The sequence below is a fragment of the Flavobacterium salmonis genome (genome assembly GCF_903819435.1).
Classification (GTDB): domain Bacteria; phylum Bacteroidota; class Bacteroidia; order Flavobacteriales; family Flavobacteriaceae; genus Flavobacterium; species Flavobacterium chungangense.
On record NZ_CAIJDP010000057.1, the window covers coordinates 38,717 to 51,361 of the forward strand.

Genomic DNA, 12,645 nt, shown 5'->3' on the forward strand with positions numbered 1-12,645 from the left:
TTATCTCGAGATTTCTTTTGACAAAAATTCTTCGTAAAATCCTTTTAGCTTGTGACTTTCTTTAACAACTTCTCCCAAAACAATAATTGCGGGTGAGCTCAAATTTCGTTGTTTTACAATTTCAATAATTGAATCTACAGTTCCTACACCCACTTTTTCTTCTGCTGTTGTTCCGTTTTGAATAATCGCTACGGGCAAATCGCCTTTCTTTTCCTGCTGAAACAATTCAACAATTTGAGGTAATTTGTGCATTCCCATCAAAATCACAACTGTTGCTGATGATTGTGCTGCTAAAGCCACATCAGAAGACAATCTTCTATCCGAAGTTGTACCTGTAATCGCCCAGAAACTTTCTGAAACGCCTCTCTTTGTAATCGAAATTCCCTTACTTGCAGGGACTGCTACTACTGATGAAATTCCAGGAATTACAGCTGTCTCGATTCCGAAACTTTCTGCAAATTCTATTTCTTCGCTTCCTCTTCCGAAAACAAATGGATCACCACCTTTTAACCGAACTACATTTCCATACGTCAGCGCATTATCCACAATCAACTGATTGATCTGATCCTGCGAATAAACATGATCTCCAATTCTTTTTCCAACAAAAATTCTGATCGCATTTTTAGGAGCGTGGCCTAAAATTTCATCATTTGCCAAGGCATCATACAAAACCACATTCGCTTCAGCCAGTGCTTTTGCACCTTTCAGTGTAAGCAATTCCGGATCGCCGGGACCTGCACCAACTAAAGTTACTTTTGGCTTTATAGTATTATGCATTTGCTAATTCCTGTGCTCTGTATTTTTCTATTATCGCAAAAAATGCAATTCCTTCTTCAATATATTGTTTTGCGAATGCTTCAGTCGGCTCATTTTTATTGATTTGATAAACCAATTCTTTGAACGTTGTTGGCAATCCAATTTTAGCACTTTCAACAAAAACAGTATCAAATAAATCTACGATTCCTGCATGGTTGTTTGTTTTTTGGTTTTCTGAAAGCAACAATGCTTTTGCACCGTTAACAAATCCTGCATAAGCGTGATAGATTGCATCAGCCCATTTTCCTTCGTCGAAAGATTCCTGTGCGAAAGTCAGTTTATCTTTGGCTTCTAATAATAAAGTAGCGACTAAATCAATCACAACACCGGCACATTCTCCAACTCCAACCGCTTTTACATAATTGTCTGCATTACCCCAGTCAATAAAATCGGCTTCAGTTAAATTGGTTACATCTGCAAAAGGTTTTAAGATTTCATAGAAATATTTCTCTCCTTTGGCATCATAATAATTAAGGAATTTGTCTCCGTTTCCATTAGCATCAAAATCATTTAAAATAGTTCTTAATGCGTCCGGTCCTCTACGGCTTGGAATTTTAATTACTTTATCAGCAAAACGTCCTTCTCCGTTTCCTAAACGTCCGCCTCCTAATAAAACCTGTAAAGCCGGAGCTACCAGTTTTCCTGAGTTGATAGACATTCCCTGAAATCCTATTGCAGACATATTATGCTGTCCGCAGGCATTCATACAACCACTGATTTTGATTTCAATTTCGCTGTTATTGCTGTATTGCGGATATTCTGCTTTGATTACTTTTTCTAATTCTTCTGCAATTCCGGTACTGCTCGCAATCCCCAAATTACAAGTATCAGTACCTGGGCACGCAGTGATATCACCAATAGTATTGTAACCTAAAGCTACCATATCTAATTTGGCTAATTCCTGATAAAAGAAAGGCAAGTTCTCTTCTTTTATATGACGAATCACAATATTTTGACGCAATGAAAAACGTAATTCATTGGCTCCGTAATTTTTAATCAAATCTGCTAATAATCTCGCTTTATCTGTGTAAAAATCACCTAATAAAACTTTTATTCCGATTGCATAATAACCTGCCTGTTTTTGAGCGATTACATTCGATTTTTTCCAGGCTTCATAAGCTGCTGTATCATCGATTGTAACTTGCGGAACTGCTAATAAAGGTTCCGGAATTGGACCTTCAAAAGCGGTGGTGTCAATTTCATATGTTTCAAAAGCGATTGCTTTTTTCTCTTTTTCAACTAAATCAAGGAAAACATCTCTTCCCATTTCTTTGATTAAGAATTTCATACGGGCTTTCATCCTTTTGGCACGCTCACCATATCGGTCAAAAATACGGATGATTCCCTCTGCTGTCGGGATGATTTGATTTACCGGAATAAATTCTGAAAGTAATTCAGCGTGAGCAGGCTGTGAACCTAAACCTCCACCAAAAACAACTTTAAAACCTTTTTCACCATTTACAATTTTTGGAATAAATCCTAAATCATGCAAATAACTCAAAGCAGTATCTTCATCAGATGATGAGAACGAAATTTTGAATTTACGTCCCATTTCCTGACAAATAGGGTTTCTTAATAAGTATTGAAACATTCCATGAGCATAAGGCGTCACATCAAATGGTTCGTTTACATCTACACCTGCCAATTCACTTCCTGTAATATTTCTAACTGTGTTTCCACAAGCTTCTCTTAATGTAATATCGTCCTTAGCCAAATTAGCCCAAAGTTCAGGCGTTCTGTCTAGACTTACGTAGTGAATCTGAATATCCTGACGTGTTGTAATGTGCAAACGTCCTGTAGAATATTCATCAGAAACTTTCGTAATACGTACTAACTGCTCACTGGTTACTTTACCGTAAGGCAATTTGATACGAATCATTTGTACACCTTCCTGACGCTGACCGTAAATTCCACGCGCTAAACGAAGACTACGAAAACGCTCATCATCAATTTTTCCTCCACGGAATAAATGAATCTTTTTTTCTAAATCGATAATCTCTTTCTGAACTATCGGATTTTCTATTTCTGTTCTAAAACTTTCCATTTTATTTTAAGCTTTGAGCCTTGGGCTATGAGCTGTGGGCTGTTATCTGTATTATAAACTTATATCTTTTTTAGATTTACTCTAAAACTAGGTTTTTACCATTGTCCAAAAGCGCTAGGCTCAAAGCCCATAGCTGAAAGCTTCCTATCTAATAAATCCTACTCCTGCTGTTGTGTTGGTTACGGCATCAATTAAAATAAAAGCACCGTTTGATTTATTTTCATTATAAGAATCAAAATATAATGCTTTGCTTAATTTGATACTTACTTCACCGATTTCATTAATTGATAATTGTGAAGCCGGAGTAGTTCCTGAATAATCAGTCGCAATTGTATTGGTAACACTCTCAATTTTAGCTAAAACTCTGTTCGTATTGTGCTGTACAAAATATTTAGCTCCCGGAACTAATTTTTTGCTGTCCATCCAACACACTGTAGTTACAATATCTTTTTCAATTTTTGGAAGTTCTGACGATTTTACAATCATATCACCTCTTGTCACATTAATATCATTTTCTAATTCGATTGTAATTGAAGAACCTGCAACAGCTTCATCAAATTGTTTATCGAAAAAATGAATGTTTGTCACTTTTGATTCGGTTAAAGAAGGCAAAACCGTTACCGCATCCCCAACTTTAATTGAGTTTCCGTATAATTTACCGGCATATCCTCTAAAATCATGGTATTCTTCTGTTTTTGGACGGATAACTGTCTGAACTGGAAAACGTGCTTTTCCTGCTTCAAAAACATCCGAAGAATGTAATCCTTCTAAATGCTCCAAAATTGTCTGCCCTTCGTACCAAGGCATTTTACCTAACTTATCCACGACATTATCTCCTGTCAAAGCACTCAACGGAATATAACTTACGTTTTGTTCTTTGAAAGTACTTTTTGCATTTAATGCCTGAAAATCGGCTTTGATTTTATTGAACACTTCTTCTGAATAATCTACTAAGTCCATTTTGTTGATGGCAACGATTACTTCTTTTACTCTCAATAAATTATTGATAAAAAAGTGACGATACGTCTGCTCAATAACCCCTTTTCTGGCATCAATTAAAATGATTGAAACCTGAGAAGTTGAAGCTCCTGTAACCATGTTTCTTGTATATTCTACGTGACCCGGAGTATCGGCAATAATGTAACTTTTCTTTGCCGTCGAAAAATAAATATGAGCAACGTCAATTGTGATTCCCTGCTCTCTTTCTGCTACCAATCCGTCAGTAGCCAAAGAAAAATCAAGGTAATCGTATCCTTTTTGTTTACTGCTTTTTTCGATTGCTTCAATTTTATCTGTAGTCAATGATTTTGTATCGTACAATAATCTTCCTATCAAAGTACTTTTTCCGTCATCTACACTTCCTGCTGTTGCTATTTTTAAAACGTCCATTCTGTAATATTTTGTTTCAGGTTTAAAGTTTCAGGTTTTCTGTTGAAACTAATAATCTGTATGTTTTTGTTTTCTTGATTTTCACTTTTAAAATTTCGTCTAGAATTGCATTCATAATTCACAATTCATAACTCATAATTATTAAAAGTATCCTTGTTGTTTTCTTTTCTCCATTGCAGCTTCAGAACGTTTATCGTCAATTCTGGCTCCTCTTTCTGAAATGGTAGACTCTCTGATTTCGCCCACTACCTCTGCAATAGTTGCTGCATAAGATTCAACAGCTGCTGTACAGCTCATATCTCCAACGGTTCTGAAACGAACAATTCGCTCTTCGATTTGCTCATCTTCTTCCTGATATACAAAAGGAGAATGCGACCAGATTAAACCATCCCTTAAGAAAACTTTTCTTTTATGTGAAAAATAGATTGATGGAATTTCGATGTGTTCTTTTTCAATATAACTCCAAACATCTAATTCTGTCCAGTTTGAAATTGGGAAAACACGAACGTTTTGTCCATTTTCGATTTTACCATTCAAAATATCAAATAACTCAGGTCTTTGATTTTTTTCGTCCCATTGTCCGAAATCATCACGAACAGAGAAAATACGTTCTTTTGCTCTTGCTTTTTCTTCATCACGACGCGCACCACCAATACAAGCATCAAATTTAAATTCTTCAATGGCATCCAAAAGTGTTGTCGTCTGTAAGCTGTTACGGCTTGAATATTTTCCAGTTTCTTCAACCACTTTTCCTTCATCAATAGCATCCTGAACATTACGAACGATCAATTCTAAACCTAATTCTTCTACCAATTTATCTCTGAAAGCAATTGTTTCAGGAAAATTGTGTCCCGTATCAACATGTAATAAAGGAAACGGAATCTTAGCAGGAAAAAATGCTTTTTGGGCCAAACGTACTAATGTAATAGAATCTTTTCCACCTGAAAAAAGTAAAACCGGTTTGTCAAACTGAGAAACAACTTCTCTAAAGATGTATATCGCTTCACTTTCTAAAGCATTTGTTTTTAACACTGAACTCATTTTTGATATTTTATTTGATATTTTATTTGTGAAAACTTTAGTTTCAAGTTTTTTTCGCCTGATCTAAAAATCTCTGCTTTTATTCTAATAATCTGTATTCTATTGTCTGCCATCAGCGTGTTGCTTTTAGCTTGTTTTTTCTGCTACTCTTTTTTCGCACCATGCAAACCACATTCTTTATGACTGGACTCCCAATACCATCTTCCGGCTCTGATATCTTCTCCGGGAAAAATGGCTCTGGTACAAGGGGCACAACCGATACTTACAAAGCCTTTTTTGTGTAATGCATTTTGAGGTACATTGTTTTCCTTCAAATAATCTTCAACTTCCTGCAAAGTCCATTTTAATAAAGGATTGAATTTGATAATGTCAAAACCTCCATCATATTCAAACAAACTCAAATCTTGTCTGTTCTCGGATTGTTCTGCTCTTAAACCTGTAATCCAAACCGCATTTCCTGCCAAAGCTTTTCGCAACGGAACCACTTTTCGAATAAAACAGCATTCTTTTCTGTTTTCAACCGAATCGTAGAAGCTATTCGGGCCTTTTTCTTTCAGCAAATTTTCAACTGATGCGGCTTCAGGAAAGAAAACCTCGATAGGTTTCTTATACTTTTTTAATGTTTTATGAAAAACATCATACGTTTCCTGAAACAACCTTCCGGTATCTAATGTAAAAATGGTAATATCCAAATTGCTTTTGGCAATGTAATCTGTAATCACCTGATCTTCCTGACCAAAAGAAGTCGAAAAAATTACTTTTCCCGGAAATTCTTCAGCCAAAAAAGCAAAAGTCTCTTCAATTGAAAAATCTTTCGTTTTATCTAACAGTGATTGTATAATTGTCGCACTCATATTCTTTCTTTCCTTCCTAAATATTTATTACAATAATTTAGATAATGTTTTTAAACTCAATAAAATAATTAAAATTCCTACTGCCACCATCATTGGTTTTCTTTTGATTTTATTAACCAAATAAGCCGCCAATGGAGCAGAAATAACCCCTCCTAAAATCAACCCGATGATTACCTGCCAACCGTGAATTCCTCCAAAAAGCATAAAGGTAATACCACTTGCGAATGAAATTGCGAACTCAGCTGCATTTACAGAACCAATCGTATATCTTGGATTTCTTCCTCGTCCTAATAATGTTGAAGTTACAATCGGCCCCCAGCCTCCTCCTCCAACAGAATCCATAAAACCTCCAAAAACAGCTAAAACGCCTAATTTTTTAGTTTTCTTTTTTACAATACTCTTTTTTAATGCTTTTCTGATAATAATAAGTGCCAGAACGATCATATAAACCGCAATAAATGGTTTAATAACATCGCCATTAATAACATCAGATAATAGATAAGCTCCCGTAATAGAACCTAATACTCCTGGAATCAATAAATTTTTTACCAGTTTTTTATTGATATTTCCAAATTTATGATGCGATATTGCAGATGCTCCCGTTGTAAACATCTCAGCTACGTGAACTCCTGTACTGCTAACTACTGGAGGAATTCCGTAAGCCAATAGAAATGAAGTTGATGTCGCTCCATAACCCATTCCCAAAGTACCGTCTACCAATTGTGCAAAAACACCAATAGCAAAAAAAACTAAAAACTCCTGATTAAATCCTCCAATAAATCCGTCCCATGAAAACTCAGCATGGTGGTTATAAATCAGCGTACTTAGCAAACCTATTAATAAAACAACAGGTATCCCTATCCATAATTTATCTTTTATTGACGCATAAAAGGTAACATCAACACTATTAATTTTCAATTCTTTCTCCATAATTACTGGGTTTCCTTGCTAAAATCTATTACCCTATCGGGTTAGTAGATTGATAAGCAAAATTACTACTTATTTCTAAATATCAAAACAATTTTTAAACTTTTTAAACTTCTAAACTTCTTAAAATCAAATTCTAAGGAAATTTTAAAAGATTAATAAATAAATTCAATAAATCTAAAACCATACTTCTCTGTTTTTAAGATACTTACAATTACAATTATTTCAAGTTCCAAATATACACTTTTAAAGCCTACCATTTCCATAGGATAATTGTAAAATTGTTTCTATTTTTGCGCCAAACTTTTATTTATGGATTTTCAAATAGGTTTAGTTATTGCAGGTTTAGTTGTTGGTTTTGTAGTAGGCCTGACAGGTGTTGGAGGTGGTTCTTTAATGACTCCTATTTTATTATATTTTGGAATTCCGCCAACAAAGGCCGTGGGTACCGATTTGCTTTATGCAGCTTTTACCAAAATGGGCGGTGTATTTGTGCATAATAAAAAAAGCAACATAAACTGGTCCATTACCGGATGGTTAACCTTAGGCAGTGTTCCGGCAGCCTTACTGACTTTATGGATTCTAAATAATATTAAAACAGATATCGAAACTGTTAATCAGGTGATTAAAAAAAGTTTAGGATGGGCATTGCTTTTCACTTCTGTAGCCATTATATTTAAACAAAAGATATTAAAGTTTTCTCAGAAACACGCCGGAGATAAATTTCACAGCGAAAGCACAACTCAAAATATGCTAACTATAGGAATTGGTGTTTTATTAGGTGCAACAGTAACTTTGACATCTATTGGCGCCGGTGCATTGGGAACCGTTACTTTATTCTTTCTTTATCCTTTATTGCCAACTCCCCGTTTAGTGGGAACCGAAATTGCACACGCCGTTCCATTAACTTTAGTTGCAGGCGTTGGACATGCCTCTATGGGAAACCTGGATTTGATATTATTGGGACAATTATTATTGGGATCTCTTCCGGGAATTTTTGTAGGAAGCATGCTAAGCGGAAAAGTTCCGGATCAGTTTCTTAGAAATGCAATCGCAGTAATGCTCTTTTTAGCCGGGTATAAATTGATTTTTTAGACTAAAATAATTATAAAAAAATGACCATTTCATTACTATTATATGAAATGGTCATTTTTTTATAATTAATTCTGTACTATTAAAATGCAATATCTGCCAGAGAATTACTTTCCAGTATTTTGAGTGTATTGTCACGAACTTCTGTCATTAAACGTCTCGCGGCACAGGTTGATTCATCATCACAATCATCGCATTTTTCGTAAAAATTATGGCTGGCGCATGGCAATAGAGCAATGGGTCCTTCCAAAATACGGTATACTTTGGCCATACTGATATCTTTTGGTTCTTTGATTAGATAATATCCTCCGCCTTTACCTTTTTTGGCTCCCAGAAAGCCAGAGTTTCTTAGCAGCAATAAAATACTTTCCAGGAATTTGATCGAAATATGTTCGCTTTTGGCAATTTCAGCAATTTGTACAGGCTCATTATTTTCACGTCTGGCCAAATAAGTTAAAGCTTTAATTCCGTATTTTGTTTTCTTTGAAAGCATTTTTAAATTTTAGATTGTAAATTTAGTTCAGAAGCTATCAATGAATTAAACATAAAGCTTCCTGTTATTTCGGAGCAAAAGTAAGCTTTTTGAATGAGATTTCTAATAGGACAAAAGTTAATTCTACCAAATTAGTATAGTTTTATCAATCCTCTTCCTGAACTTCAATTAAATTGAATTTATGACACCTTTTTAATTTTAGTTGCTAACAAAATATACTTTTTGGCTAAAAATATTACAAAAAAATATTACAAATAATAAAAGCATTCTCTTTTTCTAAATATAGTGAATGGCCTTGATTTTCAAAAAAATGATTGGAAATTTTTAAAGCTGAAAACCACTCCGGATTTGGCAGATTTAAATCTTTTTGCCCAAAATACAATTTTATTTTACAACACGGAATCTGGGTTTCAAAACGTAATCTCGTTGATGAAACCGCTATTAAATGAGAAACTTTTAAACCTTTTAGAGCAGCTTTCCATGCAATTGCTCCTCCTATGCTAAAACCTAAAGCAGTAATTTCACCTTTTTCAAGCTTCAATAAATTCTCAACTGCTTTTTCAATTCCTCCATTTAGAAATTGATTGTGGATATCTGATTCGGTAACACATTCTAAACTGATATCTGCCAATTCCCGAACATCATAATATTGGACATCAAATTTAGAGTGTAATATTTCGGTATATAATTGTACCCATTCGGGATTTTTCCCTCCAAATAAATCTGATAAAATGAGTAATTTTGGTTTCATAGTTTAGAGAAATTAATTTCATTACTCTATTTCCGGCATTCCAATTAAATCAAATTCATAATGTAATTTTATACTTTCATCTAATGCCTTTTTTTTCACTACATAAGTATTTGAAAACGAATCATGACAACCTCTTCCAGAATTTCCTAAAAAAGAAAGAATATCTAGAGGAATAAATCTAATTAAAGTTCTTATCAAAATTATTCTAAAACCTGGTTTATTGCCACTCTTATTTATCACTATTGTACCTGTAATAAATTTCCCAAGCGACCTGCCCAAAAAACCTTCTGTTAAAACATAATAACCTAATGTCAGTGTCCAACTAATACCCAACCAGTACCATTCATTTAAATTATAATACCAAACTCCAAAACCAGTTAAATCAAACGAGTCAAAAAAACCTATAAGAAAAGGAAAAAAATAATATTGTAACACTAAGGAAAAAGCGTATGTAAGAGATGAATCTACAAGATTATTTATAAAACGACTGTCATTAGAAGCCAATAATTTGTTATCAAGGATGTAGGTAGAATCACTCATGTTGATTGGCTTGAATAATATATGTTATTTAATAAAATGGATTTAATCAAAACAAAAATATATTTTTAGTTCAAACAAATAGTAAAAGGAAATGACAATTTTTAACAGTATAAGTTTACAGTCAAAAATTGTCATTTTGTATAATCCAAAATTATTTTAAGAAAGTGCCTGTTCCAAATCAGCAATTACATCTTTTACTGTTTCTAAACCCACAGAAACACGCACTAAACCTTCCGTAATTCCAACTGCTAATTTTTCTTCAACAGAAAGTTTACTATGCGTAGTTGATGCCGGATGCGTTACAATCGTTTTTACGTCTCCGATATTGGCTGAAAGTGAACACAATTTAATTTTATCCAAAAATTTACGTCCTGCTTCAATTCCGCCTTTAATTTCAAATGCAATAATGTTGCCGCCTAAAAGCATTTGTTTTTTGGCAATCTCATATTTTGGATGCGATTTTAAGAAAGGATATTTCACACTGTTTACATTTGGATGGCTTTCTAAAAATTCAGCAACTTTCAAAGCATTTTCGCAATGTCTGTCAACACGAACAACCAAAGTCTCTAAACTTTTTGATAAAACCCATGCATTAAATGGTGACATTGCCGGACCTGTATTTCTTGAAAACAAGTATATTTTACGAATTAATTCAGCATCACCAACAGCAACACCTCCCAAAACACGACCCTGACCATCCATTAATTTTGTAGCAGAATGCACTACTATATGTGCTCCGTATTTAATAGGCTGCTGAATATATGGTGTTGCAAAACAATTATCAATGATTAAAATTAAATTGTGTTTTTTGGCTATTTGGCCCAATAACTCTAAATCAATTACATCTACACCAGGATTTGTAGGTGTTTCTGCGTATAAAATTTTAGTATTTGGCTTAATAAAACTTTCGATCGTTTCCGGTTTGTTGATATCAAAATAGGTTGTTTCAATATTCCATTTTGGAAAATAAGTCATAAACAATGCATGTGTAGACCCAAAAACACTTCCTGCAGAAACAATATGATCACCAGATTCCAATAAAGCAGCAAAAGTAGAATAAATTGCAGCCATTCCGGTTGCAAAGGCATATCCGGCCTCAGCACCTTCCATAGCACAGACCTTATCTACAAACTCTGTGGTGTTCGGATTGCTGAAACGAGAGTAAATATTACGTACTTTTTCTTCAGTAAAAGAAGCTCTCATGTCCTCTGCATCTTCAAATACAAAACTTGATGATAAATACAAAGGAGTTGAATGTTCCTGAAATTGTGACTTTTCTAAATGTGTTCTTATGGCTTGTGTTTCAAAACCAAATTCTTGTTCGTTCATTTTGTTTTTTGTTTAAAAAAAGTTATCTCGCAGAGATTCACAAAAGTGAACACAGAGTTTCGCAAAATACCTTTCATTATAATAGCCAATCAAAAATTATCTGATTTTCTAATTGACTAATTTTCTAATTTATTTAATTCTACGCCATTCAAAATTACTTTGTAATGTATTGTTGCTGTTGGCTCCACTGTCTTAGAAACCGAGCAATATTTTTCGAATGATAGTTGTGCTGCTTTTGCTGCTTTGTCTTCTTTAATATTTCCTTCCAAAGAAAAAACTACATAAATATCTTTAAAGGGTTTAGCTTCTCCTACCTGTACACGCTCGCCTTCAACCTCAGCTTTAAAAGAAGTAATTTCCTGGCGTTGCTTTTTCAGGATTGAAATCATGTCAATTCCGCTGCAGCCTGCCACTCCCATTAACACTAATTCCATAGGACTTGGCCCCATATCATCTCCTCCAAATTCTGGTCGTGCATCAACATTTACAATATGTCCACGTTCATTTTTTAATTGAAAATGGAAATTTTCATTTACTCTGTCTAATGTTATTTTCATTTTTTGTTTGTTTTATAAATAAATAGGCTTAATAGGTTCAGCACCAAAATCGTGTCGGTATATTTTAAATTTATACACCTTCTTATTTTCATCATAATTAATGCTATAAATCCTATGAGAATGAGTATCATAACAATAATAAGTAATGTTATAATTTTTTACATTCTCTTTTATTTCATCATAATTTTTTTCAAATCTTACTCTAACAGAGTCCTCATTTTCTACAGGTATATCCGAAACAGCATATTTTATCTTACACATTTCTAACGTTTCATTATTAATCCGTTGCGTATGCAATACAGACCTAAGTAATTCTATTAAAAGATCTGTTTCTAAAGCATCTTTAAATGTATTTTCCTTTCTTAAAATAGAAATCGCAGCATTATATTCCTTCTCAAAAGTTGTATTTACTTTCTCTACATTACTAATCAATTTGTCATTCGCAAATTGCCAATAATCTCTTTGTCTATTGTTAAAAAGTGGAATTGCAACAGATTTTTTATTTTTATTTACAAAAACAATAATTTGATGGCTGTTATTTATCCTTTCGCCTTGAGAATAAAGTTGAATTTGAACTTTTGTTTCTCCATCAATAACTGTTCTTATATGTTTAAAACCTCTTTCCTTCACATTTTTACCCTCAATTAACTGCGGAAATTTTCCCACTAAATCTCTAATCCTTTGGGCGGGATTAGGTTCATTATTTTTCTTACAACCCTGTATAAGAACAATAATAATCAAGAATAGTATTTTGTGAATTTTCATGTTTTATGTATTTTAAATCTGAATTCAAAAATCTAAAATCTGCAATC

Annotated in this window: 13 protein-coding genes; 1 reads left to right on the forward strand and 12 read right to left on the reverse strand. The window is 33.7% G+C overall.

Features of this window, described 5'->3' with window-relative positions; all coding sequences use genetic code 11:
- The 6 genes from cobA to FLACHUCJ7_RS02775 all read right to left on the reverse strand — a co-directional run bounded on the left by cobA (position 1) and on the right by FLACHUCJ7_RS02775 (position 7,074).
- Positions 1-777, reverse strand: a complete 777-nt coding sequence (cobA, locus tag FLACHUCJ7_RS02750) for a uroporphyrinogen-III C-methyltransferase (protein WP_180907839.1) — start codon at positions 775-777, stop codon at positions 1-3.
- A complete protein-coding gene (locus FLACHUCJ7_RS02755; protein WP_180907840.1) occupies positions 770-2,860 on the reverse strand; it encodes a HEPN domain-containing protein in 2,091 nt (696 codons plus the stop codon). Before FLACHUCJ7_RS02755 ends, cobA begins: the two co-directional genes overlap by 8 nt.
- Before the next feature lie 144 nt (positions 2,861-3,004).
- The gene (locus FLACHUCJ7_RS02760) at positions 3,005-4,249 is read right to left on the reverse strand and encodes a sulfate adenylyltransferase subunit 1 (protein WP_078227139.1); all 1,245 of its coding nucleotides are present in this window, start codon (positions 4,247-4,249) and stop codon (positions 3,005-3,007) included.
- A 141-nt stretch (positions 4,250-4,390) separates the two neighbouring features.
- The gene (cysD, locus tag FLACHUCJ7_RS02765; RefSeq protein WP_078227138.1) at positions 4,391-5,290 is read right to left on the reverse strand and encodes a sulfate adenylyltransferase subunit CysD; all 900 of its coding nucleotides are present in this window, start codon (positions 5,288-5,290) and stop codon (positions 4,391-4,393) included.
- Between the two features lie 143 nt (positions 5,291-5,433).
- Positions 5,434-6,144: a phosphoadenylyl-sulfate reductase gene (locus tag FLACHUCJ7_RS02770; RefSeq protein ID WP_078227137.1), complete on the reverse strand. Its 711-nt coding sequence runs from the start codon at positions 6,142-6,144 to the stop codon at positions 5,434-5,436.
- 27 nt (positions 6,145-6,171) lie between these two features.
- Positions 6,172-7,074: a sulfite exporter TauE/SafE family protein gene (locus tag FLACHUCJ7_RS02775; protein WP_078227136.1), complete on the reverse strand. Its 903-nt coding sequence runs from the start codon at positions 7,072-7,074 to the stop codon at positions 6,172-6,174.
- A 309-nt stretch (positions 7,075-7,383) separates the two neighbouring features.
- Between FLACHUCJ7_RS02775 and FLACHUCJ7_RS02780 the strand changes: the two genes are divergently transcribed.
- A complete protein-coding gene (locus FLACHUCJ7_RS02780; RefSeq protein WP_078227135.1) occupies positions 7,384-8,166 on the forward strand; it encodes a sulfite exporter TauE/SafE family protein in 783 nt (260 codons plus the stop codon).
- 79 nt (positions 8,167-8,245) lie between these two features.
- Here FLACHUCJ7_RS02780 and FLACHUCJ7_RS02785 read toward each other — a convergent pair whose 3' ends face one another.
- From FLACHUCJ7_RS02785 to FLACHUCJ7_RS02810, 6 genes are all read right to left on the reverse strand, one after another.
- Positions 8,246-8,656 (reverse strand): RrF2 family transcriptional regulator, encoded by a 411-nt coding sequence (locus FLACHUCJ7_RS02785; RefSeq protein WP_031454305.1) that lies wholly within the window; start codon positions 8,654-8,656, stop codon positions 8,246-8,248.
- A gap of 235 nt (positions 8,657-8,891) precedes the next feature.
- Positions 8,892-9,407 (reverse strand): alpha/beta hydrolase, encoded by a 516-nt coding sequence (locus FLACHUCJ7_RS02790; protein ID WP_180907841.1) that lies wholly within the window; start codon positions 9,405-9,407, stop codon positions 8,892-8,894.
- A 21-nt stretch (positions 9,408-9,428) separates the two neighbouring features.
- Entirely contained in the window at positions 9,429-9,947 is a 519-nt protein-coding gene (locus FLACHUCJ7_RS02795) for an RDD family protein (RefSeq protein ID WP_180907842.1), read from the reverse strand.
- Between the two features lie 156 nt (positions 9,948-10,103).
- Positions 10,104-11,276 (reverse strand): trans-sulfuration enzyme family protein, encoded by a 1,173-nt coding sequence (locus FLACHUCJ7_RS02800; RefSeq protein WP_180907843.1) that lies wholly within the window; start codon positions 11,274-11,276, stop codon positions 10,104-10,106.
- A 116-nt stretch (positions 11,277-11,392) separates the two neighbouring features.
- The gene (locus FLACHUCJ7_RS02805) at positions 11,393-11,833 is read right to left on the reverse strand and encodes an OsmC family protein (RefSeq protein ID WP_180907844.1); all 441 of its coding nucleotides are present in this window, start codon (positions 11,831-11,833) and stop codon (positions 11,393-11,395) included.
- 12 nt (positions 11,834-11,845) lie between these two features.
- Positions 11,846-12,598 carry a hypothetical protein gene (locus FLACHUCJ7_RS02810; RefSeq protein WP_180907845.1) on the reverse strand — a complete coding sequence of 251 codons (753 nt, stop codon included), beginning with the start codon at positions 12,596-12,598 and terminating at the stop codon, positions 11,846-11,848.
- Between the last annotated feature and the right edge of the window lie 47 nt (positions 12,599-12,645).